The organism is Nonomuraea antimicrobica, assembly GCF_039536965.1.
Taxonomy (GTDB): Bacteria; Actinomycetota; Actinomycetes; order Streptosporangiales; family Streptosporangiaceae; genus Nonomuraea; species Nonomuraea antimicrobica.
The window spans coordinates 95,751-118,375 of record NZ_BAAAZP010000077.1 but is presented as its reverse complement, the minus strand read 5'-3'; the positions used below and the strand labels follow the sequence as shown (position 1 = coordinate 118,375).

Annotated in this window: 24 protein-coding genes and 1 riboswitch; of the genes, 11 read left to right on the top strand and 13 right to left on the bottom strand. The window is 71.7% G+C overall.

What is annotated here, in order from left to right; genetic code table 11:
- Window positions 1-27 precede the first annotated feature (27 nt).
- A riboswitch (cobalamin riboswitch) is annotated at window positions 28-219 on the bottom strand.
- A 24-nt stretch (window positions 220-243) separates the two neighbouring features.
- Genes cobG through ABD844_RS20490 form a run of 3 tightly spaced genes read left to right on the top strand, consistent with a single transcriptional unit; the run spans window position 244 to window position 3,538 of the window.
- The gene (gene cobG / locus ABD844_RS20500; RefSeq protein ID WP_344879941.1) at window positions 244-1,422 is read left to right on the top strand and encodes a precorrin-3B synthase; all 1,179 of its coding nucleotides are present in this window, start codon (window positions 244-246) and stop codon (window positions 1,420-1,422) included.
- A complete protein-coding gene (locus ABD844_RS20495) occupies window positions 1,419-2,039 on the top strand; it encodes a precorrin-8X methylmutase (protein ID WP_344879938.1) in 621 nt (206 codons plus the stop codon). The genes cobG and ABD844_RS20495 overlap by 4 nt, the downstream gene beginning before the upstream one ends.
- A gap of 5 nt (window positions 2,040-2,044) precedes the next feature.
- Entirely contained in the window at window positions 2,045-3,538 is a 1,494-nt protein-coding gene (locus ABD844_RS20490; protein ID WP_344879935.1) for a precorrin-2 C(20)-methyltransferase, read from the top strand.
- A gap of 48 nt (window positions 3,539-3,586) precedes the next feature.
- Here the strand turns inward: ABD844_RS20490 and ABD844_RS20485 are convergent, their stop codons facing one another.
- Genes ABD844_RS20485 through ABD844_RS20465 form a run of 5 tightly spaced genes read right to left on the bottom strand, consistent with a single transcriptional unit; the run spans window position 3,587 to window position 8,009 of the window.
- Window positions 3,587-4,708, bottom strand: coding sequence for an RNA-guided endonuclease InsQ/TnpB family protein (locus ABD844_RS20485; RefSeq protein WP_344879932.1), 1,122 nt, complete (start codon window positions 4,706-4,708; stop codon window positions 3,587-3,589).
- Window positions 4,709-4,724: 16 nt separating this feature from the next.
- Window positions 4,725-5,639: a cobalt-precorrin-6A reductase gene (locus ABD844_RS20480; RefSeq protein WP_344879930.1), complete on the bottom strand. Its 915-nt coding sequence runs from the start codon at window positions 5,637-5,639 to the stop codon at window positions 4,725-4,727.
- Window positions 5,624-6,394: a precorrin-4 C(11)-methyltransferase gene (cobM, locus tag ABD844_RS20475; RefSeq protein ID WP_344879927.1), complete on the bottom strand. Its 771-nt coding sequence runs from the start codon at window positions 6,392-6,394 to the stop codon at window positions 5,624-5,626. Before cobM ends, ABD844_RS20480 begins: the two co-directional genes overlap by 16 nt.
- Window positions 6,391-7,626 (bottom strand): precorrin-6y C5,15-methyltransferase (decarboxylating) subunit CbiE, encoded by a 1,236-nt coding sequence (gene cbiE, locus ABD844_RS20470; RefSeq protein WP_344879925.1) that lies wholly within the window; start codon window positions 7,624-7,626, stop codon window positions 6,391-6,393. The genes cobM and cbiE overlap by 4 nt, the downstream gene beginning before the upstream one ends.
- Window positions 7,623-8,009, bottom strand: a complete 387-nt coding sequence (locus ABD844_RS20465; protein WP_344879922.1) for a pyridoxamine 5'-phosphate oxidase family protein — start codon at window positions 8,007-8,009, stop codon at window positions 7,623-7,625. Before ABD844_RS20465 ends, cbiE begins: the two co-directional genes overlap by 4 nt.
- Window positions 8,010-8,094: 85 nt before the next feature.
- Here ABD844_RS20465 and cobF point away from each other — a divergent pair, with 85 nt between their 5' ends.
- The 3 genes from cobF to ABD844_RS20450 all read left to right on the top strand — a co-directional run bounded on the left by cobF (window position 8,095) and on the right by ABD844_RS20450 (window position 12,105).
- Window positions 8,095-8,853 (top strand): precorrin-6A synthase (deacetylating), encoded by a 759-nt coding sequence (gene cobF / locus ABD844_RS20460; RefSeq protein ID WP_344879919.1) that lies wholly within the window; start codon window positions 8,095-8,097, stop codon window positions 8,851-8,853.
- 160 nt (window positions 8,854-9,013) lie between these two features.
- A complete protein-coding gene (locus ABD844_RS20455; RefSeq protein WP_344879916.1) occupies window positions 9,014-10,765 on the top strand; it encodes an ABC transporter permease in 1,752 nt (583 codons plus the stop codon).
- A 17-nt stretch (window positions 10,766-10,782) separates the two neighbouring features.
- Entirely contained in the window at window positions 10,783-12,105 is a 1,323-nt protein-coding gene (locus tag ABD844_RS20450; protein ID WP_344879913.1) for an ABC transporter ATP-binding protein, read from the top strand.
- A 25-nt stretch (window positions 12,106-12,130) separates the two neighbouring features.
- Here the strand turns inward: ABD844_RS20450 and ABD844_RS20445 are convergent, their stop codons facing one another.
- From ABD844_RS20445 to ABD844_RS20430, 4 genes are all read right to left on the bottom strand, one after another.
- Window positions 12,131-12,556: an ArsR/SmtB family transcription factor gene (locus tag ABD844_RS20445; protein ID WP_344879910.1), complete on the bottom strand. Its 426-nt coding sequence runs from the start codon at window positions 12,554-12,556 to the stop codon at window positions 12,131-12,133.
- An 82-nt stretch (window positions 12,557-12,638) separates the two neighbouring features.
- Window positions 12,639-12,827: a hypothetical protein gene (locus ABD844_RS20440; protein ID WP_344879907.1), complete on the bottom strand. Its 189-nt coding sequence runs from the start codon at window positions 12,825-12,827 to the stop codon at window positions 12,639-12,641.
- 347 nt (window positions 12,828-13,174) lie between these two features.
- Complete coding sequence (locus tag ABD844_RS20435; protein WP_344879904.1) at window positions 13,175-14,110, bottom strand: magnesium transporter CorA family protein; 936 nt, start codon at window positions 14,108-14,110, stop codon at window positions 13,175-13,177.
- A gap of 37 nt (window positions 14,111-14,147) precedes the next feature.
- The gene (locus ABD844_RS20430; protein ID WP_344879901.1) at window positions 14,148-14,345 is read right to left on the bottom strand and encodes a hypothetical protein; all 198 of its coding nucleotides are present in this window, start codon (window positions 14,343-14,345) and stop codon (window positions 14,148-14,150) included.
- 244 nt (window positions 14,346-14,589) lie between these two features.
- Here ABD844_RS20430 and ABD844_RS20425 point away from each other — a divergent pair, with 244 nt between their 5' ends.
- The 3 genes from ABD844_RS20425 to ABD844_RS20415 all read left to right on the top strand — a co-directional run bounded on the left by ABD844_RS20425 (window position 14,590) and on the right by ABD844_RS20415 (window position 16,707).
- Window positions 14,590-15,282 (top strand): hypothetical protein, encoded by a 693-nt coding sequence (locus tag ABD844_RS20425; protein ID WP_344879898.1) that lies wholly within the window; start codon window positions 14,590-14,592, stop codon window positions 15,280-15,282.
- Window positions 15,283-15,296: 14 nt separating this feature from the next.
- Window positions 15,297-15,746, top strand: a complete 450-nt coding sequence (locus tag ABD844_RS20420; RefSeq protein WP_344879895.1) for an NUDIX domain-containing protein — start codon at window positions 15,297-15,299, stop codon at window positions 15,744-15,746.
- A gap of 103 nt (window positions 15,747-15,849) precedes the next feature.
- Complete coding sequence (locus tag ABD844_RS20415) at window positions 15,850-16,707, top strand: LLM class flavin-dependent oxidoreductase (protein WP_344879892.1); 858 nt, start codon at window positions 15,850-15,852, stop codon at window positions 16,705-16,707.
- 10 nt (window positions 16,708-16,717) lie between these two features.
- Here ABD844_RS20415 and cpt read toward each other — a convergent pair whose 3' ends face one another.
- The 4 genes from cpt to ABD844_RS20395 form a co-directional block, all read right to left on the bottom strand.
- Window positions 16,718-17,245, bottom strand: a complete 528-nt coding sequence (gene cpt, locus ABD844_RS20410; protein ID WP_344879958.1) for a chloramphenicol phosphotransferase CPT — start codon at window positions 17,243-17,245, stop codon at window positions 16,718-16,720.
- Between the two features lie 73 nt (window positions 17,246-17,318).
- The gene (locus tag ABD844_RS20405; RefSeq protein WP_344879888.1) at window positions 17,319-17,690 is read right to left on the bottom strand and encodes an Mth938-like domain-containing protein; all 372 of its coding nucleotides are present in this window, start codon (window positions 17,688-17,690) and stop codon (window positions 17,319-17,321) included.
- Window positions 17,691-17,801: 111 nt separating this feature from the next.
- On the bottom strand, window positions 17,802-19,688 hold the full coding sequence (locus ABD844_RS20400) for a hypothetical protein (RefSeq protein ID WP_344879885.1): 1,887 nt from the start codon (window positions 19,686-19,688) through the stop codon (window positions 17,802-17,804).
- Entirely contained in the window at window positions 19,685-20,635 is a 951-nt protein-coding gene (locus tag ABD844_RS20395; RefSeq protein WP_344879882.1) for a TIGR02996 domain-containing protein, read from the bottom strand. The genes ABD844_RS20400 and ABD844_RS20395 overlap by 4 nt, the downstream gene beginning before the upstream one ends.
- 126 nt (window positions 20,636-20,761) lie before the next feature.
- Here ABD844_RS20395 and ABD844_RS20390 point away from each other — a divergent pair, with 126 nt between their 5' ends.
- Window positions 20,762-22,153 carry a DUF6745 domain-containing protein gene (locus ABD844_RS20390; protein ID WP_344879879.1) on the top strand — a complete coding sequence of 464 codons (1,392 nt, stop codon included), beginning with the start codon at window positions 20,762-20,764 and terminating at the stop codon, window positions 22,151-22,153.
- Between the two features lie 53 nt (window positions 22,154-22,206).
- Window positions 22,207-22,611: a hypothetical protein gene (locus ABD844_RS20385; RefSeq protein ID WP_344879876.1), complete on the top strand. Its 405-nt coding sequence runs from the start codon at window positions 22,207-22,209 to the stop codon at window positions 22,609-22,611.
- Window positions 22,612-22,625: the final 14 nt, after the last annotated feature.

Sequence of the window (22,625 nt, the reverse complement as noted above, 5' to 3'; positions counted from 1 at the left end):
CCTCCCTCGGGGTCCTCGCCCCAGTCGTGGGTGACGCGACGGCCGGAGTCTCCTGGCTCCCGGATCAACGCTCACCCCGGCCTTCCCACCCGTCGCCGGGCAGTGGCCTCGTGGTGGGGTTCGCTCCCCGGTCACAGTGGCGGGACCGCGCCGGTTTCGCACCGGCTTCCTCCCATTGCCATCGCCTACTGCGAAGCTTACGGCAGGAGCGACGACCCCATAAGTGGCGTTACGCTCCTCATCGTGCCCATAGCTGACTTTTCCGGACGCGTGCGTCCCGACGCCTGTCCGGGGGCGCTCCAGGTGCACGAGGCCGCCGACGGACCGCTGGCCCGCGTCCGCCTGCCCGGCGGCGCGGTCTCCGTCGCGCAGCTCCACGAGCTGGCCTCGTGCGCGGCCGAGCTGGGCACGGGCGTGCTCGAATTGACGTCGCGAGCGAACGTGCAGGTGAGAGGGCTGAGCCGGCCCGAGGTCTTCGCCGGGCGGATCGCCTCGGTGGGCCTGCTGCCGTCGCCCGCGCACGAGCGGGTGCGCAACATCGTGGCCTCCCCGCTGAGCGGGCGCGGGCCGGTTGGGCTGCTGGACGTGCTCGCGCCGGCGGACGCCCTCGACCGTGCGCTGTGCGCGCGTCCCCGGCTGGCCGGGTTACCGGGGCGGTTCCTGTTCGCCCTGGACGACGGCACGGGCGACGTGATCGGGCTCGGCGCGGACGTCACGTTCGCGGCGACGGGGCCGCGTGACGGGCGGTTGCTGCTGGCCGGGACGGACACCGGGCTGACCACCGGCCCCGGCTCGGCGATCCCGCTCATGATCCGCGCCGCCGAGGCGTTCCTCGACGAGCGGCCCGGCGACGCTCCCCGCGCCTGGCGCGTCCACGAGCTGGCGAACGGCCCCGCCCGGATCACCGCCCGCCTGCGCGGCGACACCCCGCCCCCGGCCAGCAGTCTCCCCGGTCTGCGGCCACCCGCCGCCATCGGCGGGCGGCGGGCGGGGCGGGTCGCCCAGTGGGACGGCCGGGTGGCGGTCGAGGCCGTGGTGCCGCTCGGCCGGTTGACGCCCGCCCAGGCCAGGACGCTCGCGGACGCCGGTCACCCCGTCCGCCTGACCCCCTGGCGGACCGCCGTGCTGCTGGACCTCTCCCCCGCCGAGGCGGACCGGGCCACGAAGGCACTCGACGCCGCGGGCCTCGTCACCGACCCGGACTCCCCGTGGTCCGCGGTCACCGCCTGCACCGGACGTCCCGGCTGCGCGAAGGCGCTCGCGGACGTGCGGGCGGACGCGCGGCGCTGGGTGGAGAGCCTGGCGGGCGTCCCCGGGACACCCGTCCACTGGGCCGGTTGCGAGCGGCGCTGCGGTCTGCCGCGCGGCCGGGTCGTCCAGATGATCGCAACCACTGACGGATACGAGGAACGCCAGGAGTGACCGACTACCTCCGCGACGGCGCCGAGATCTACCGGCGCTCGTTCGCGACCATCCGCGCCGAGACCGACCTCACGGGCATGCCGCCCGAGGTGGCCCAGGTGGCGGTGCGCATGATCCACGCCTGCGGCATGACCGACCTGGTCACCGACCTGGCCTGGTCGCCTTCGGTGGTCGCGCGGGCCCGCGCGGCCCTGCGCGGCGGCGCCCCGGTGCTGTGCGACGCCATGATGGTCGCCTCCGGCGTGACCAGGCGCAGGCTGCCCGCGGACAACGAGGTGTTGTGCACGCTGGGCGACCCCCGCGTGCCCGAGCTGGCCGAACGGCTCGGCACCACCCGCAGCGCCGCCGCCCTGGAGCTGTGGCGCGACCGGCTCGACGGCGCGGTGGTGGCGATCGGGAACGCGCCGACCGCCCTGTTCCGGCTCCTGGAGCTGGTCGCCGCGGGATCGGGACGACCGGCCGCCGTGCTCGGCATCCCCGTCGGGTTCATCGGGGCGGCCGAGTCCAAGCAGGCGCTGGCGGACAGCGACCTGGAGTACCTGGTGGTGCACGGCCGTCGCGGCGGCAGTGCGATGACGGCGGCGGCGGTCAACGCCATCGCCAGCGAGACGGAGTGAGCGCGATGACAGGACGCCTGTACGGGGTCGGCCTCGGCCCCGGTGACCCCGAGCTGGTCACGGTCAGGACGGCCCGACTGATCGGCGAGGCCGACGTGATCGCGTACCACGCCGCCAGGCACGGCCGCAGCATCGCCCGTTCGATCGCCCTGCCGTACATGCGCGCGGGACAGGTCGAGGAGCTGCTGCTCTACCCGCTGACCACGGAGACCACCGACCACCCCGGCGGCTACCAGGGCGCGCTCGACGACTTCTACGCCGACTGCGCCGAGCGGCTGGCCGCCCACCTGGACGCCGGCCGGACGGTGGTCGTGCTGGCCGAGGGCGATCCGCTCTTCTACGGCTCGTACATGCACCTGCACAAGCGCCTGGCCCATCGCTACCCGACCGAGGTGGTGCCCGGCGTCACCTCGGTCAGCGCCGCCTCCGCCGTGCTGGGGCGTCCGCTGGTGGAACGGGACGAGGTGCTGACCGTCCTGCCCGGTACGCTGCCCGCGCAGGTGCTGGCGGAACGGCTGCGCGACACCGACTCCGCCGCCGTGCTCAAGCTGGGCAGGACCTTCGAGAAGGTCCGCGACGCCCTGGCCGAGGCGGGCCGCCTCGACGACGCCTGGTACGTCGAGCGCGCCACCATGGACGCCGAGCGGGTCGCGCCGCTCAAGGACGTGGACCCGGGCGGGGTCCCGTACTTCTCGCTGGCCCTGCTCGCCAGCCCGGCCGAGCGCACGTTCGTCCCCGAACGGCCGGTGGCCGAGGGGCGGGGTGAGGTGGCCGTGGTCGGCCTGGGCCCGGCCGGGCGGCCGTGGCTGACCCCGGAGGCACAGGAGGCGCTGGCGGCGGCGACGGACCTCGTCGGGTACGGCCCGTACGTGGACCGCGTGGCCCCCAACCCGCGCCAGCGCCGCCACCGTACCGACAACCGGGTCGAGGCCGAACGCGCCAGGCACGCGCTGGAGCTGGCCCGCGACGGCGCCCGCGTGGCGGTGGTGTCGTCTGGCGATCCGGGCGTGTTCGCCATGGCCAGCGCCGTGCTCGAAGCCGCGGCCGACTTCCCCGGGGTGCCGGTCCGGGTCGTCCCCGGGCTGACCGCCGCCCAGGCGGTGGCCGCCAGGGCGGGCGCGCCGCTCGGCCACGACTACTGCGTGCTGTCGCTGTCCGACCTGCTCAAGCCGTGGGACGTGGTGGCCGGCCGGCTCACCGCCGCCGCGCGGGCGGACCTGGTGCTGGCGATCTACAACCCGGCCTCGCGCAGCCGTACGTGGCAGGTCGCCGCGGCCCGGGACCTGCTGCTGGAGCACCGCGCACCGGCCACTCCCGTGGTGATCGGCCGCGACGTCGGCGGCCCGGAGGAGAGCGTCACCGTCACCACGCTCGGCGAGCTGGACCCGGCGCGGGTGGACATGCGCTGCCTGCTGATCGTCGGCTCCTCCACGACCCGCGTCGCGGAGAACGGCGTCGTCTACACCCCTCGCCGCTACCCGTCAACGACTCGGGCCTGAACTGAAGGCCCGAGCTTGCAGCTCCTCGTCCTGACTGGAGGTCAGGTGTCAGGCCGCGTTCGGCTGGTTGACAGCAGCCCAGCCCACCACACCGCGTGAGGCGATGTTGAGGGCTGCGTTGACGTCGGCGTGCTCAGCGAAGCCGCACGACGTACAGGCGAAGGTTTCCTGGTTGGGCCGGTTGCGTCTGTCGATGTGGCCGCAACGGCTGCACCCTTGCGAGGTGTAGGCGGGGTCCACGTAGACCAGAGCGACACCGGCGCGTGCCGCCTTGTAGGCGAGGAACTGGCCAAGCTGGTGGAACGACCACGAGTGCAGGGTGACCCGCTGGGGCTTGCGGAGCCGTACCCGGTCGCGGATGCCCTGGAGGTCCTCCAGGGCGATACCGCGTCCGGTGCGTGCAGCCTCGGTCACGATGGTCTTGGAGATGACGTGGTTGACGTCCCGGGCGAACCGGGACTCGCTACGGCGGCGGCGCTTGAGCAGGCGCTTGGCGGATTTCGTCTGCTTGGCCTGGAGGCGGCGGCGGAGTTCCCGGTTGCGGTGCCGGACCGCGTTGAGGTGCCTGCCCGAGTGGCGCTTGCCGTCGTCGGTGGTGGCGATGTTGGCGATGCCGAGATCCACGCCGAGGAACCCGTCGGGTTCGGTGACGTCGGTGTCCGGGACGTCACAGGTGGCGATCAGCAGCCACATGCCGTCCCGGAGGATCAGGTCGGATTCGCCCTTGCGGTAGGAGGCCAGCGCGGCGGCTTGGTCGTCGGAGCAGCCGAACACGACACCCTTCATCCGGCCGCCGGTCGTCCAGATGCTCACGGTGCGGGCCTCAACCTGCCAGGACAGGCACCGGTCGTCGAACGGCTGCGCCGCGTCCGGGCGGAACCCGATCGGCTTGGTGAGGGGCTTGCGGAGCCTCGCCTTCGCCTGGGCCTTCACCGTTGTGTAGGCGTCGGTGACCTTCTTGATGACGTGCTGGGCGGGCTGGGCCGACAGGCCCATGTTCTTCAGCTCGCCATAGGTGTGCACCCGAAGGTCGTAGTTGCGGAACGTCTTCGTCTCCCACGCGATCCGGGAGACCAGGTTCGCCGCTTCGTTGCACAGGCGCAGCGTGTCCGCCAGCGCCGCTTCCTGGGCGGGCGTGGGGAAAAGCCGCACCTGCACAACGAATTTCACGCTGCGAACTTTACCATTACTCGAACAAACGTACGGCACCGTAAGCGATTCCTCCCGGACCTGAAGGACCGGGGTTCCTCGCCCACTGCCGCTGAACCCAGGACACCGCCGCCGCCACGTCGTCGGCCACTCGAACGCCCGAGTGCGGCGGCGGCCGGTCCACCATGATCACCGGCAGCCCGGCCTCGCGTGCCGCGACGAGCTTGGCCGTGGTCAGGCGGCCGCCGCTGTCCTTGGTCACCAGCACCTCCAGGCGGTGCTCCCGGATGAGGGCGCGCTCGCCCTCGACGGTGTACGGCCCGCGGTCGAGCAGGACCCGCACGTTCGCGGGCACGGGCGGCTCGGGCGGATCCACCGACCTGGCCAGCAGCCACACGCCGGGCAACGAGGTGAAGACCGGCAAACTCCGGCGACCGGTGGTGAGAAAGACCCGCGCCACACCGCCACCCGCCCGATGGGCCCCGCGATCGCCGGACGGTCGCGGCTCGCGGTCGCCTTCCTGGTCGGGGCCGCCGGTCCGATCAGGGGCGCGAGCGCCCGTTCGCCATCCGCCGGTCGCGAGCAGGTCGGCCGCCGCCCGCAGGGAGCCGACGCGCAGCCAGGAGTCGCCCGGCTCCTCCCGCCACCCCGGCCGCCGCAGGACGAGCAGCGGCACCCCGGTCGCCGCCGCGGCCGCGACCGCCGAGGCGGTCATCCGCTCCGCGAACGGATGCGTGGCGTCCACCAGCACGTCGATCCGCTCGCTCACCAGCCAGCCCGCCAGCCCTTCCGGCCCGCCGAACCCGCCCTCGCGCACCTCGCCCACCGGCAGCCGCGGGTTGCTGACCCGTCCCGCCAGCGAGGACACGACGCGCAGCCCCGGGTCGGCGACGAGTTCGGCGGCCAGGGCCCGCGCCTCGGCCGTGCCGCCCAGGATCAGGACCCTCCGCACGCCCGCTCCCTGGCCGCCCGCTCCCTGGCCGCGCTGTAGAGATGGCTGTCGGGGAACTGCGTCGCCGACAGCACCCGCCCGACGACGATCACCGCCGTCCGCCTGATCCCGGCCTCGTGCACGCGCCCGGCGATGTCGGCCAGCGTCCCGCGCAGGATCACCTCGTCGGGCCTGCTCGCCCGCGCCACCACCGCCACCGGGCAGTCCGCTCCGTACGAGGGCAGCAGCTCGGCCACCACCGCGTCGATCCGCTGCACGGCCAGGTGCAGCACCATCGTGGCCCGGCTCGCGCCGAGCGTCGCCAGGTCCTCGCCGTCCGGCATGGGCGTGGCACGGGCGGACGTACGCGTCAGGACGACCGTCTGGCCGACGCCGGGCACCGTCAGCTCCCGGCCGAGCGCGGCCGCCGCCGCCGCGAACGCGGGCACCCCCGGCACCACCTCGTACGGCACGCCGAGCGCGTCCAGCCTGCGCATCTGCTCGGCCACGGCGCTGAAGACGGACGGGTCGCCCGAGTGCAGCCGCGCCACGTCGAGGCCGTCGCGGTGGGCGGCGGCCAGCTCGGCGACGATCTCGTCGAGCGTCAGCTCCGCCGTGTCCACCAGCCTGGCCCCGGGCGGGCACGCGTCGAGCAGTTCGCGCGGCACCAGCGAGCCCGCGTACAGGCACACCGGCGACGCCTCCAGCCGCCGCAGGCCGCGCAGCGTGATCAGGTCGGGGGCGCCTGGCCCCGCGCCGACGAAGTACACGGTCACGGTCGGTCCTTCTGCTCGGTAGTTAGCTCAGCGATCTGCTTGGTGATCGACCACACGGTCACCGGCATGGCCGCCCGCCACCCGGTGAACCCGCCCACGGGCGCGGCCCGCTGGACGGCCAGGCGCACCAGGTCGCCGCCGAGCCTGGCGTACCAGCGCGCGATGAGTGCCTCGGACTCCAGGGTGACCGCGTTCGCGACGAGCCTGCCGCCGGGGCGCAGGGCGGACCAGCAGCGTTCCAGCAGGCCCGGCACGGTCGCGCCGCCGCCGACGAACACCGCGTCCGGCTCGGGCAGCCCCTCCAGCGCGCCAGGGGCCCTGCCCTCCACCACGCGCAGCGCCGGCACGCCGAGCCGCTCGGCGTTGCGCCGGATGGCGGCGGCCCGGTCGGCCCGGTGCTCGATCGCCACGGCCGCGCACGACGGGTGGCCGCGCAGCCATTCGATGGCGACGCTGCCCGCCCCGGCTCCCACGTCCCACAGCAGTTCGCCGGGGATCGGGGCCAGGCGGGACAGGGTCACGGCGCGGACCTCCCGCTTGGTGAGCTGCCCGTCGTGCTCGTACGCGCCGTCCGGCAGCCCCGGCACCCTGGCCAGCGGTTCGGCGTCCAGGGCGAGGACGCACTCGATGGCGATCACGTGCAGCGGGGACACCTCGGGGTCCGTCCAGCCGTCGGCCGTACCCCGCCGCTCCGACTCCGACGGCGCGCCCAGGTCCGACAGCACGGTCATCGGGCTGGGGCCGTACCCGTGCCCGGCGAGCAGTTCGGCGACCACGGACGGGGAGCTGGGGCCCGCGCCGAGCACGATGACCCGGCGGCCGGGCAGGAGGGCGGCGGCCAGGGCCGCGGGCGGGCGGCCGACCAGGCTGACCACGTCGACGTGCTCGACCGGCCAGCCGAGCCGGGCGCAGGCCAGCGACAGGGAGGACACGTGCGGCAGCACCCGGACGCGGTCCGCGCCCAGCAGCCGTACCAGCGTCGAGCCGATGCCGTAGAACATCGGGTCGCCGCTGGCCAGCACGCACACCTCGCGGGCGGCGTAGGAGTCCATGAGCGCGGGCAGCGCGGGCAGCAGCGGGGACGGCCAGGCCACCCGTTCGGCGGCCGGGGCGGGCACGAGGTCGAGCTGCCGTACGCCGCCCATGAGCACCTCGGCGCTCTCCACCGCCTGCCGCGCGGACGGGGTCAGCCCGTCCCAGCCGTCCGCCCCGATCCCGACGACGGTGATCACACGTTGCCCAGCACGCGGGTCACCTGGATCTCCACGACCACTCGGGACGGGTTGACCCGGGGTGGTTTGTAGCGGGCGGCGTAGCGGCGCTCCGCGTCGGCCACCTGCTCCGGCTCGGCGCGCACGACGGCCCGGCCCTCCAGGGTCGACCAGCGGCGGCCGTCCACCTGGCAGAGCGCGACCTGCGCGCCCAAGGCGCCGATGAGCCTGGCCTTGTGCGACGAACCCGAGGTGATCACCCTGGCGATGCCGGTGGCCAGGTCGAGCGTCGCGCCCACGGGCACGACGTGCGGCGGGCCGTCGGAGCGGGCGGTGGCGAGCGTGCACAGGTGCCGCTCCTGCCAGAAGGCGGCGAACGCGTCGCCCTGCGCGGCCAGGTCCACGATCCTCCTCAGGCTTATGGGGTCTCGGCTGGTGGGTCACTAGCGGGGTAAATCGTATATCCGGCGTTCTGGCAGACTTTTCCGGGTGAAGCGGCTCCTCGTCATCGGGATCGGCGCAGGCGATCCCGACCATCTCACCCTGCAGGCGGTCAAGGCCATCGCCGCCACGGACGTGTTCTTCATCGTCGACAAGGGCGAGACCAAGCACGAACTGGTCCAGCTCCGCCTCGACCTGATCGCCGAACACGGCCGCGGGCCGTACCGGATCGCCGAGGCCCGCGATCCGGAGCGCGACCGTGCCTCCCCCGCCTACACCGCCGCCGTCGAGGACTGGCGCTCGCGCCGCGCGCTGGCGTGCGAGGCGCTCATCCGCGACGAGCTGGGCCCGGACGAGACCGGCGCGTTCCTGGTGTGGGGCGACCCGGCCGTGTACGACAGCACGCTCGCCATCCTCGACGAGATCCTCCGGCGCGGGAACGTCGCCTTCGACGTCGAGGCCGTCCCCGGCATCAGCAGCGTGGCCGCGCTCACCGCCCGCCACCGCGTCGGTCTCACCCAGGTCGGGCGGCCCACCCACCTCACCACCGGCCGCCGCCTGGCCGAGCGGGGACCCACTGCCGACGACGTGGTGGTCATGCTCGACGCCCACTGCTCGTTCGCCGGGCTGGACGACTTCCACATCTACTGGGGCGCCTACCTGGGGACGCCGGACGAGATCCTCGTGTCGGGGCCGGTCGCCGAGGTCGGCGACCGGATCCGCGAGCTGCGCGACGAGGCCCGTGCCCGCAAGGGCTGGATCATGGACACGTACCTGCTGCGCCGCATCCCCGCGGCGGACCACTGACCGGAGCCCACCCGGGCGCGGTTGTTTGCAAGTTTGCGCAATTATCTGGCAATGCGGCTGGGTACGTCGTCACCGCAGGTGAAGGGAGGTGGCCGATGAGCCATGAGCCGGACGGTCCCGGCCACCTCATGGGTGCGGTCAGCGGGAGAGGGGCCGCGCGATGGGCCTGCTGCGGTGGCCGACGGGCTCCGACCGGCCGGGAGAGGGCACCGCGCGCCGACGTACGCGCTGGTCGTGGCCCGACCTCGTGGTGGCACTCGGCATGCTGGTGGCCCTGTATGCGGTGATCAGGGTCGGTGAGGGCACCACGACGTCCTTCACCCCGTCCAGGACCCCGGAGATCGACACCGACCCGGCCAACCTGCCCTACTACGCGGCCCGCAGCCTGCTGCGGATGTTCGCCGCACTGGCCCTGTCGCTGGCCTTCACCCTGGTGTACGCGTACGTGGCGGCGCATTCGCGCAGGCTGGAGCGGGTCCTGATCCCGGCGCTGGACATCCTGCAGTCGGTGCCGATCCTCGGCTTCCTGACGGTCGCGGTCTCCGCCCTGCTGGCGTTGTTCCCCGGCTCGATGCTCGCATTGGAATGCGCGGCGGTGTTCGCGATCTTCACCTCGCAGGCGTGGAACATGACGTTCGCCTTCTACCACGCGCTGCTCACGGTGCCCAGGGAGCTGGACGAGCTGTCGCGCGATCTGCGCCTGACCCGGTGGCTGCGGTTCTGGCGGATCGAGCTGCCATCGGGGGCGATCCCCCTGGTGTGGAACGCGATGATGAGCTTCGGCGGCGGCTGGTTCTTCCTCGTCGCCTCCGAGCTGATCACCGTGTCGGGCACCGACTACACGCTGCCCGGAGTCGGCTCGTTCGCCGGTGCGGCCATCGCCGAGGGGAACCTGGCCGGGATGGGCTGGGCGATCGCCGCGATGGCGGTGCTGGTGACCGGGGTGAACGTGGTGTTCTGGCGGCCGTTGGTGGCCTGGGCGGAGCGGTACAAGGTGGAGCAGACCGAGGCGAGCCAGGTCCAGCGTTCGCTGGTGCTGGACTTCCTGCGCCGGGCGTACTGGCCGCGGCTGCTGGCCCGCGCGTGCGCGCCGCTGCGCGAGCTGACGATGCGGGCAGGACGCGTCCTCGGCCGGGACGACGGGCCGCTGCAGGTGGATCTCCGGCGGCGGCGGGCCGGTGACGTGGCGTTCTGGGGCGTGACAGGGGCGCTGCTGGCCTGGGGGCTGGCCGGTCTGGCCGGCTACCTCGACGATCACGGCGGGCTGTCGGTGTTCGTCGAGCCGCTGCTGCTGGGGTCGCTGACGTTGGCGCGGGTCGTGGTGCTGGTGGCGGTGGCGACGCTGGTCTGGGTGCCGATCGGCGTGTGGATCGGCTCGTCGCCGCGGCTGACCCGGATCGCCCAGCCGGTGGTGCAGGTCCTGGCCAGCTTCCCGGCCAACTTCCTGTTCCCCCTGGCCACCTGGGCGTTCGTGCGGACCGGGCTGTCGCTGAACGTGGGCGGCATCGTGCTGATGGCACTCGGCGCGCAGTGGTACATCCTGTTCAACGCGATCGCCGGGGCCATGGCGATCCCCACCGACCTGCGCGAGGCCATGGACGACCTGGGCGTGCGCGGGTGGCAGCGGTGGCGACGGCTGATCATCCCGGGGATCTTCCCCGCGTACGTCACCGGCGCGATCACCGCTTCCGGCGGGGCCTGGAACGCCTCGATCGTGGCCGAGGTGGTCACGTTCGGCTCGGCCACGCTGACCGCGTCCGGGCTCGGCGCCTACATCGCCCACGCCACCCAGTCCGGCGACCATCCCGAGCTGCTCGCCGGGATCGCGGTCATGTCCCTGTACGTCGTGGCACTGAACCGGCTGGTGTGGCGGCGGCTGTACCGGCTGGCCCAGACCCGTTACGCCTGGTGAGAAGGGAGGCCCCGCGGATGCGCACGGAACTGCTGAGCGTACGCGGCCTGACCAAGAGCTACGCGGGCGCGGACGGGGAGCTGCCGGTGCTGGCCGGAATCGACCTGAGCGTCGCCGAGGGGGAGATCGTCGCCCTGCTGGGCAAGAGCGGCTCGGGCAAGTCCACGCTGCTGCGCTGCCTGGCCGGGCTGATCCCGCCCAGCTCCGGCACGGTCTCCTACCGGGGCGAGGTGCTGCGCGGCGCCAACCCCGGCGCGGCCATGGTGTTCCAGACCTTCGCCCTCCTGCCGTGGCTGAGCGTGCTGCAGAACGTCGAGATCGGCCTTGAGGCCCGCGGGGTGCCCGCGGCACGACGCCGCGAGGCCGCGCTGCGGGCCATCGACCTGATCGGCCTGGACGGGTTCGAGTCCGCCTACCCCAAGGAGCTGTCGGGTGGGATGCGGCAGCGGGTGGGGTTCGCCCGGGCGCTGGTGGTGGAGCCGGACGTGCTGCTGATGGACGAGCCGTTCTCCGCGCTGGACGTCCTGACCGCGGAGAACCTGCGGGGCGAGCTGATGGAGCTGTGGGAGTCGGGCCAGTTCCCGACCAAGGCCATCGTGGTGGTCACGCACAACCTCGAGGAGGCCGTGCTGATGGCCGACCGGGTCGTCGTGCTCGGCTCGCGGCCGTACGGCACCATCCGGGCCAGCTACCGGGTCGAGCTGGAGCGGCCCCGCGACCGGGGCGAGCCCGCGTTCGCCGCGCTGATCGACGAGATCTACCGTACGATGACCGGCCGCGGGCCTGCCGAGGCGCCGCTGCCGCCGTTGGGCCGCGATCTGGAACCGGCCCGCCGTACCCCGGCCAACACGCCGCTGCCGCCCGCCGGCGTGGACGCCCTGTCCGGGCTGGCCGAGATCCTGCTCCAGCACGAGGGCAGCCTGGACCTGGCCGCCCTGTCGGAGGAGCTCAGCCTGGAGGTCGACGACCTGCTGCCGCTGGTGGACGCGCTCGACCTGCTCGGCTTCCTGTCCGTGGACGGCACGTTGCTCGCGCTCACCGGCACCGGCCGGGCCTTCTCCACGGCCGACGTGCAGGAGTCGAAGAAGATCTTCGCCGCGGCGGCGCTCACGCTGCCGCTGATCCGGCTCATCACCACCAGCCTGGCCCACAGCGCCGACGGCGGGCTGCGGTACGGCTTCTTCCGGGACATCCTGGCCGGTCACTACACCAGCGAGCAGGTGGCCCAGCAACTGGAGGTGGCGACCGACTGGGGCCGCTACGCCGAGCTGTACTCCTACGACGCCCTCCACGAGGAGTACACCCTCGACCCCGGCCACCGGCCAGAGCCGGAGACCTAGTCAGGCGGCGTCGGGCGTCGGGGCGTCAGGCGCCGGCCGGGCGCGGCGGGGTCAGCTTCAGTTGCCAGGTCGGCCGGGCGGCCTGCGGTGCCGTCGCCACGGCGCCGGTGCCCCTGCCGTCGTCGGGTGGGTCGATCACCCCGGTGACATAGCCGGCGAGCAGCCCGGCCTCCGTCAGCAGGGCCGCGACCTGGGCGTTGGCCGCCCGGTAGAAGATCCGTGTACCGTCGCGTCGCCCGATCACCAGCCCGGCCGCGCGCAGCTTGGCCAGGTGCTGCGACACCGCCGCGATGTGCGCGCCCACCAGCTCGGCCAGCTCCCGCACCCCGCACTCTCGCTGGGAGACCGCCGACAGGAGCTGGAACCGGGTCGGATCGGCGATCGCCTTCAACACCTCCACGATCGCATCGACGGACACGACCGGTGAATCCGAAGGAACTTGCGCAACCATGCAACAATTCTACGCCCACAGCGCGACCCCGGCACCAGGACGGGCCCTCCACGATCTTCTGGGCTGCCCGTTGCCGCCGGGTCTACTCGGCCTCCAGCACGCGGCGCGCGAGCGCGAGGGCGAACTGGAGGCCGAGCTGCGCGAGCAGTCCCGCGCCGCAGGCCCCGGCGATGGCCAGGATGACCGACTCGGTCAACGGGAGCAGCCGACGTACGGCCTCAGCGAGCCCGTCCGGCAGCGACAGGTGGGCGAGAGTGATGGTGATGGTCATGATCGGGACCTCCTCGCAACGCTTCACGCGCACGCGGGCACCCGCCGTGACACGGCCGACAGGCCGAAGGCTCAGAGAAGTCCGCAGGTCACGGGTGGCAGCGTACGTGCGATGAGATGAGTTGAAGCGGATACGGATGGCTGGGACGGCGATATCGGCTCACGTTGCTCACCTCCGCACGTAGACGCTTCGAGAGGCCGGCTGTCGAGGCCGCCCGGGGGCGGCGAGAGGAGACTCCAGCACCTTCAGTGAACCTCCGCCATCAGCCCGTTGTCAAGCGATTGCGCAAATAAGAAAACATGACGGCGGGCCGCCCTCCTCGACGCCATGGCCGAACGGGACGCCGGTCAGCGCAGCCAGCCCTTGCGCCGGATGTACCACAGGGGAATCAGCGCCGCGATCAACGTCAGCAGTGTCGTGACCAGGAAACCGTGCTCCCAGGCCAGTTCCGGCATGACGGTGAAGTTCATGCCGTAGAACGTGGCGATCAGCGTCGGCGGCAGGAACACCGCGGTGATGATGGTGAACACCTTGACGATCTGGTTCTGCTTGACGTCCAGCGAGGTCATGATGGACTGCTGCAGATAGCGCACCTTGTCGTGCTCATAGCTGGCGTGCTCCTTCACCCCGTCGATGTCGGCGATCAGGATGTCCAGCAACCCGGCCAGACGGACCTGTTCGACCTCGAGTTCCGCGCGCAGGTGGCGGGCGGCGCGGGCCAGCAGCAGTTGCGTCTCCTGCGACCGCGACACGATCTCCTCGGCCTCGTTCATCCGGGCGATGGTGTCCTGCATGTCGCTGACGCCGATCTCCCTGCCCCGCCGGTCGTAGCCGTTGGTGGCCATGGCGATCTCCTCGTTCATCGCCTCCAGCGCGTCGCTGGCGTGGTCGATCACCCGCTCCGAGGCTTCGTTGAGCGCGTACAGCAGGGCGTACATCACCCCGTACGGGCTCTCGGCCAGGTACGGCGTGCGCCGCATCCGTGCCAGCGCCTTGTCGAAGACCGGGAACCGCGCGCTCGGCTGCAACGTCACCAGCACCTCGCGCCCGAGCGCGAACACCACGGCCTCGCGCCGGACGGTCTCCCCGTCGCGCAGGTTCACCACGACGGGCAGGTAGACGAACGAGTCCGTCTCCCACACCCGCCCGGCCGCGGCGGCGAAGTCCACGCCGGTGGTCTCGGCGACCCTGGCCAGTTCGGGCTCGTTGTCGGCGGGCGCCCGCACCCACCGGCGGTCCAACTCGGCCGGGTTGTACCCGACCGCGACCACACGATTCCGCATCTACACGTCTCCTTCCGGTTTCACAGGGGGTCGCGGGTCAGGAGCCCGGGTTGTACGGCGAGGTCGACGACGTCCCCGAGTCACCGGGCGGCGTCGCGGGGGCGAAATAGTGCACGGCGAGCAGGGCGGCGCAGATGAACAGGTACAGCCCGATCGTGAACGCGATCGCCTGACGCTCCAGATTGGGCCGCTTGACCTGCGGCTTGCCGGTGCCGTTGGGGACGAGCATGGTCATGACGTACTCCTCACGGGTGAATCACGCGACGGACGGAAGCAGGCAGGCGGCCAGGACAAGGCAGGGGCGCGCGGACGACCGCGCTCACCCCGGGAACGGACCGGCGGGCGCGATCAGGAAGCCACCCGGGACTATACTCGTAATTTGCATACATGCGCAAATAGCTAGCGATGCCGCGCGGCCACCCGCTTCAGGGGGTCCAAGGGCAGGCCCCCGGGACCAGCGCCGTGGCGAGCATCTTCACATGAACCGCCGGATCGAATTGGCGCCCGACGAGGCGAGAATCCCCAGAAAGCAAGGGTGGACCGAGGGCCGCCGGTGTGATACTGAACCACATATGCGCTTCTTCAATGTGCACGCTCAGGGCTTGCTGGCGCGGCTCATCGGACGGACGCAGACCATGACCGGTGAAATTCAGGCAGCACGGCCGGAGGCGACCCCCGACCCCGGCGAAAACACCTCGCCAACGCCACGGGCGAACCAGGACGAGATTCTAAAGGATTTCGCATTAGAGCGGTACAAGTACATTCTTCAGCAGATCCACGCGTCGAACGAGAACGTCTACAAGTTCCTCGCCATCTACCAGGCGATGGCCAGCACGCTGGCGACCGCCGGAATCGCGCTCTTCATCGGATACAAGGGGTGGGGAATCACCCCCGTGGTGACCAGGGCGGGACTCCTCGGCCTGTTGTCACTGATCACCGTCATCGGCGTGTTCACGATGCTCCTCGTTTTCGTCGGGGTCCTCACCTGGCTGGACTACCGGAACGAGGAGTGCGAGCTGACCGACGAGGTCGTCCACCCGGGGTTCAGGAAGAAGCCCAGGGTGCGAAACCTCTTCCGCTGGTACGAAACGTACATCATCGCGTTCATCGCCACCTCCATCGCATTCATGTGGTGGTTCGCGACCACGTTCATCCTGCCGTTCGTCAAATAGAGGGAATGCGTTTCATGGGTCGTCCGGGTTTTGATTACGTCGGCGTGGGGGTCGGGGCCGTCATCTTCGGCCGGGGAAATCGGGTGTTCCTGGCCCGGCGCGGGCCGAGGGCGCGCAATGAGCCGGACACGTGGGAGTTCCCTGGGGGCGAGGTCGAGTTGGGCGAGCCGCTGGAAGACGCGATCAGGCGTGAGTTCCGCGAGGAATATGGCATGGAGATCGAGCTGACCGACGCCCTGGGCGCGTTCGACCATTTCCTTCCAGGAGCCGAGCACTGGGTGTCGATCACCTATTGCGGAAGGCATGTTCGCGGCGAGCCGGTGATTCGTGAGCCGGAGAAGTGCGCGGAGATCGGCTGGTTCGAGCCGCAGGACCTCCCGGAGCGGCTCTCGGAGATCACCAAGAAGAACGTGGCGGAGCTGCGCCGCCAGAAGCGCCTCCCGGAGGAGGCCCCCGCTCCTTGACCTCAACCGCGGTTGAGATTGCACGATGAGTCGCCGGAGCTCGCCCTGTCCGTGGCCCTCGCCACAGTCGGCGGGGCCTTTCCCGAAAGGAACAGCACCGACGATGGACATCGGAATCGGGTTGCCTGGCCATGCTCCATGGAGCGATGGCCGCGCCCTGGTCGAGTGGGCGCGTCGCGCGGAGAAGCGCGGGTTCTCCACCCTCAGCGTCAGTGATCGCCTGGTCTGGTCCACGCCTGAGCCGCTCATCATGCTGGCCGCCGCGGCGGGTGCCACCTCTCGCATCCGGCTGCTCACCAGCGTGCTGTTGGCGCCGTTGCGCACCGACCACGCGTTGTTCGCCAAGGCCGTCTCGACGCTGGACCGGCTCGCCGGGCCCGACCGGCTGCGGCTGGGCCTGGCCCCGGGGGTCAGGGAGGACGACTTCGTCGCGGGCGAGGCCGACTACGGCACCCGGGGCAAGCGGTTCGACCTCCTGCTGGATCGCCTGGCCGCGATCTCGGCGCCCGGCGATCCGGTCGGACCGCGACCGGCCACACCGGGTGGGCCACCGTTGCTGTTCGGGGGCGGCTCGGCGGCGACCTTGCGCCGCATCGCCACCCACGGCACAGGGTGGATCGCCGGAGACGCCACCGTCCAGGACGTGCAGGACTTCGTCCCCCGCCTTCGCCGGGCGTGGGCCGAGGCGGGCAGGGCCGGATCCCCTCGTCTGGTCGCATCGGTGATGTACGCCCTCGGCACTGACGCCGAACAGGCGGTCTCCGACGCCATCGGCCCGTACTACGCCTTCGCCGGCGAGGAGTACGCACAGTACGGCATCTCCCTCGCCCACACCTCCCCGGAGCAGATCACCACCGCGATCACCGATTTCGAACGGATCGGCTGCGACGAGCTGATCTTCATGGGAAACGATCCCGACCCCGGACAGGTGGACCGCCTGGCCGACACGATCGGCCTCTGAGCACCGGCGTTCAACCGGCCCGGGCGGCGATGACCCGCGCGCACTCCAGGGACTCGGTGCGGGTGGTGTCCACCTCCAGGTCATAGCGCACGCCCTGGTGCACCGACTCCGCCTGCGAAGCGGCCATTCCCCGGGCCCGGTCTCCCCGGGCGATCTCGCGACCGGCCGCGACCGCGCTCTCGCACCTGACGCCCACCCACAACACGTCCAAACCGACGAGCGCCTTCTGCCACCGTTCCTGGGAGGCCGCTCCGCCGAGGAAGACGTCGTCGATGATGATGCGCGCGCCCGCGCGCGCCATGGCGGCGATCCCCTCCGCCCACGCCGCGTCCAGGGCCCGGAACTCCGGTCCGACGTTGACCCCGCCGTCCGGAGCGAACTCGATGCCCGTCTCCGACGCCTGCATGGCGGCGGGCAACGCGTCGACCAGGGTGTCGACCCCGAGCGCGAGCCACGGATCGGGCAGGACCGCCTGCAGACACCGGACGATGCCGGATTTGCCCGAGCTGGACCCGCCGTTCAGCAAGATGACCTGCATTGTCACAACGCCACACTAAGGCGTTCCCGCCAAGGCCCGTGCCGGGCCTTGGCGCCCCTCCTCGGAACGGCGTTCAGCACGTCGAGTGGAACAGCCCGCCCACGGCCACCGACGCCGCGACCAGCGCGTTGTAGCGGGTGACGGCGGCCGTGGTCTCCTCGATGTACACGTCGACACCTTCGTCCGCCAACTCGTCGAGCGCCTCGGGGCAGACCTGGAGCACGAGTCGCATGCCACGGGACAGCACGATGGCCCGAGAGCCCCGGTCGAGCAGTTCGCGCACGTCGGCGGGCTGGATGCCGGGCGAGTGCCGGGTGCCGGTCTCGTTCCAGTCCCAGGGACGGCCGCCGCCCGGGTAGAGCTTGAAGTCCTTGCCCTCGCCGAGACCCTCGACCACCATCCGGCCCCAGGAGACGTGTGTGATGAGCGGGCTCCTGTGGTTCATGGACGCGAGACTACGCGGACGCGCGGGCCCTGCGGGGCAGCAGGCGTTCGGGCAGCAGCGGTCCGCCGGTGAGGCCGTCGGCGACGCCGGCCGGCCGTCCACCGGGGCGCTTCAGTCGTCTTCCTCGTCCTCGTCCCAGTCGTCCTCGTCGTCCCACAGGTCGCTCGCCGGCAACGGGTGGTCGACGTCGATGAGGGAGCTGTCGACCGAGCGGCGCCAGGCGCGGCTCTCCTCCGGGTCGGCCCAGTCCTCGTCGCTGATCCGCGGGATGGGGATGGTGGCCTGCCGGTGGTCGACCATCCAGGAGTTGCGGAAGAAGTCGAATTTGAGGTGGTAGCAGTCGGCGGACTCGGTGTAGATGATCGGCGGGACGAGGAACCGCGCCACGCCGACCTTGCCTGCCACGATCACGTAGTCCTCGGCGTTGGATTCGTCGTTCCAGCAGGCGGCGAAGTTCACCGGCTCGAGTGCGCCCTCGCCGAGCACGTGGATCAGACCGTCTCTGATGACGAACCGGTCGGGGTCGAGGGCCACGTCCTGGCCGAGCATGAGGATCGGCGCGGGCAGGACGTGCGCCTGGGCGAACGACCGCGCTTCGGCGTACAGCTCGATGATCTCGTCGTGGCGCGTGGGATCGTAGCGTCCTGGGGCGTGGAACGGGCAGCAGAACTCGCTGTTGGGCCGCTCAGGCTCGGGGAAGAACGCCGACTTGTCCACCCGCGTCATGACCGGCCCGCTCTGCCTGGCCCGCAGAAACTCCGGGATCCAGGCGGCGTCGTCGGCCTCGATCACCTCTGTCCGGCAGAGCGCGCGGAACGCGGTGTCGCCGAGCTTGCAGTTGAAGTAGTCGAGCAGGGTGAGCGCGGCGCACTCCGCCAGCGGCAACGCGCCGGTCTTGGGGAACCAGAAGTCGTAGCCGTTGGCCACGAAGTGCACCCCGCGGAACTCCTTGTGGACGAAGGTCCCGCGGGCGGGCCCCTCCCCCAGACCACCCCAGTGGGCGGCGGCCACCTGGTTGTAGTACGCGTCGGCGTGCCGGGCCAGCTCCGGCGCGAACACGCTCTCACCGGTCAGATAGCACGCCTTGCTGAACAGCTCACCGATCTCCGGCGCCTCGGTGACCTCGTCGGCGGTGAAGATGAGTTCGGTACGCAGGAACACCTTGCGGCCGTCGCGGTAGGGGGCGCCCTCGTGCTCGTACCGCTGATCGAAGATCACGCAGGTGAAGTCGCCGATCTCGCCGAGCGCGGCGCCGCCGACCAGGTCCAGCGCGGGCGACCCGGTGCCGCCGGTCAGGTACAGCAGCACCGTGTACCGGGAGATGTGCTGCCGGGCGGCGTCGTAGTAGGGCGTGTCCCGATGCCGGTGGAAGTTCGCGTCGCCGGGCTCGAACCTGTTGCACCGGAACACCGGGTTCACGTGCGAGAACCCCTTCGCCACCGCCGGCGGCAACGCGTCGGCCACCGCGGCGGTCAACGCCTCGGCCAGCAGCGCCGAGTGGAAGATGAACCGTTGGCCGCCCCGGGTCGCGGCGTTCAGCGGGGGCACGTACAGGTTCAGCTCGTCCAGCCTGGTCAGCCGGGCCCTGGCCTGCGGCGTCAGCCGCAGTGAGAACGAGAGGACCCCCTCCGCGGGCTCCACCGGCTCGGCCAGCTCCGCCTCCAGCGGCACGTCCTCGAACAGGCGGTCCAAGGGGACGATGTTCTCGAAGGTGCGGAACGACAGCTCACGCGGATCGACGAACACCGCCGCCAGGTAGGGCGCGTCCGCGCTGGGCCGGGCGAACAGGCCCCGTACTTGCTCGTCGATGCGCTCGGCGTCGATGAACCGCACCGACTTGAAGCGGGCCGACGGATGCCAGGAGAGGTCCAGCCCGTCCACCGTGGCGGCCGGGTCGGCGTCGGTCGCGTCCACCTCCGCCCGGTAGCGGGCGACCTCCTCGGCGGGCGCGTCCCCGGTCGACACGGCGAAGAACCGGTCACGAAGCTCGATGCTCACACGTACCTCCACATGCTGCGCAACCCCGACGGAAGACTCTCGGCGTGCGCCAGCATCCGCACGCCGCCCTCGCCGACGTCGGAGTCGTAGAGCCACAGCCGCGCGAGGGACCCGGCGAACGGCGCGGCGAGCAGGGCCTCGACACCCGCCGTGCCGATGCCGTTGTAGCGCAGGTCGAGCTCGGTCAGCTCCGGGAAACGGTGCAGGGCCGGCATGCTGTCAGCGCTCAGCCCGTTGTACTGCAGGTGCAGGCGGCGCAGCCCGCTCAGGTACGGGGACGCCGCGAGCGCCGCCAGACCGGTGTCACCGATCCGGCAGTACCGCAGGCCCAACGCCCGCAACCGGTCCGCGCGGAGCGAGGTGGCGAGGAGTCGGGCTCCGTCGTGGCCGAGATCCAGATAGGAGAGGTCGAGCTCGGTGAGTTGCCGGACATCCAGACCTTCGAGGACTTTCACATCCAGACGCCTGAGGCGCGACTCGGCCGCCGGACCGACTTCCCCCTCCTCGTCGTCCTCTTCCTCGTCCTCGTCGTCCCAGTCGTCCCAGTCTTCGTCCCTGCTCACGATGTTGTATCTGTCGGCCTTCGCGTCCGGGGTGATTCTCAGCGTGGTGACGAACCGGCCGCGCAACACCTGCTCCACGACCTCGCGAACGTCATTCGACCACTGGACGGCCACCTCCGTGGCGAAGCCGTACCGGCGTGACAGCACGGTCGCCGACTCCGGCCACCCGTCGTCCCACCCGCCCTCGTGCTCCGCGACGAGGTCGGCGATCTCACGTTCCACGGCCGGGCGATCGGCGGGACGGGTCCGCGCCAGGCGCTGCTCAAGGCGGATCAACGTGCCCCGGACGTCGCCCTGCCCCACCAGCCAGTCGCTGTAGGCGAGCCACGAGGCGAGATCGTCAGGACGAGCGCGTAACGCGTCTTCGACGGCAGTCGCTTGCATTTGTACGAATGTACGGAGATCAGCCGTTCTGTCAAGCCGCTGCGTCAAGACGGCGAACGGGCCAAGAATGTCGGCACCGCCGGGTATCGTGCTGGCCCGAGTGATGATCGCCGACGTGGTGAGACCATGCGGCGCGGCGTACATTACGGCGTCCTCGCGCTGCGTCAGGGGCCGCCTCGACAGGAGGTCTCCACCGTGCATCCACCGGCTCCGGCCCGTTCGACGACCGGCGAACCGGAAGCGGCCCACACGTCCGTGGCCGAGCCCGGCGAGCGGGACCGGGGCGGGAGGCGGGCGTGGGAGTCCGCCGCCCGCGCCTGCTACCGGGAGATCGGCGTCCCGTTCCCCGAACGGGTCCTGTGGGTGTCCTCGCCGCTCGTCGGCGCGTTCGCGGCACCGATCGCCGCCTGCCTGAACACCGGTCACCGCAACACGCATGTCCTTGACTCCGTCTACCGCGCGGTGCACGACACCGCCGGACCGTCCGTCGGCCACGCCGTACGCGCCGCGGTCGAGGCGCTGACCGACGGCACGGTGCGCGATCCCGTGCACGGTGCGGCGGCCACCGCCCTGTTCACCGAGATCGACGCGACGATGAAGGCCGCGAAGGCCGCGGCCGTGCGGGAGAAGGGCCACGTCCCGACCGCCCGCGAGCAGGGCCCGGGTACGGTGCCCGTCGGCGCGTCGGCCACGGTCGCCGAGGCGTCGGACGCGGCCGTGCGGGCGGCGGTGGACGCGGCCGTGGGCGGGCCGCGGCACGACACGATCCGCGGCGGGATCCGCCGGTTGTGGCGGTCCTACCTGGCGGGCCAGCGGTCCGGCACCTGGCTGTCCCTGGTCGACTGCTTTGAGCAGGGCACCGTCCCTCCGGCCGAAGAGAACCCGTCGGGACCTCCCGCCGCAGAGCTGCCCACCACAGCGCAACCCGCCGCCGAGCAGTCCGTCGCGGAGCCGCCCGTGCCTGTTGGCTGGTGCTGGTGGCCCTTCCGGGACTTCGTCATCTTCTGTCCGCGCCCGGCCGAGTCGCACGTCGAGCAGGTCGGCGAGGGCAGGTGGGCGACGCTCCGGCCGCACCGCGCCGACGGTCCCGCGATCGGCTGGGCCGACGGGTTCGGGCTGTACTTCTGGCACGGCACCCACGTCCCCCGGGCCATCATCGACGACACCCTCACCGCCGACGAGATCCTCCGCGAGCCCAACGCCGAGGTCCGCCGCTGCGCCATCGAACGCCGCGGCTGGGACCGCTTCACCACCGAGGCCGACCTGGCCCAGATCGGGCCCGCCATCCCCGACCCGGGCAACCCCGGCCAGACCCTCACCCTGCACGACGTGCCCCACGGGGTCTACACCGCCACCGTACGAGTCCTGTTGTGCACCAACGGCACCGTCGAGCGTGACGGCACCCGCCGCCGCTTCGGCCTCACCGTGCCCGCCGACTGCACCGACCCCCTCCAGGCCGCCGCCTGGACCTATGGCCTCACTCCGGCGGAGTACGCCCAGGCACAACGACGTTCCTGACGTCGCCCGCCCGAAGACGACCCAGCCCCAGCACTCTCCGGCAAAGGAGCCCGATGCCCACCATCGAACAGGCCATCGCCCTCTTCGGCGTCGCCGTCGACGATCACCTCGACCGGCAGGCCGAGATCCCGGTCCTGGCCGGACTGCAGTTCCAGGGCGATGTCGCCGTCGTGCCGACGAACCGGGATCCGGCACGTACCCCTGTCCCCGAGACCGGCGTCCCGATCGTCCGTGGCCAGAACGAGGCCAACACCCACCTCCTGCTCGCCACCGGCAAGGCGTACTTCGCCCCGGAGCGCGCCCCAGGCCGGATGGTGCTCGGGGTGCTGACCGTCCCGGAGGGTGCGACCGCCTACCTCGCGCACCCCGAACACGCCTTCACCGGCATCGCCCCCGGCACCTACGAGCTACGGCGCCAGCGCGAGCAGGGCGACCGGGCCCGGTTCGTCGCCGACTGAGCACGCCCTCACGG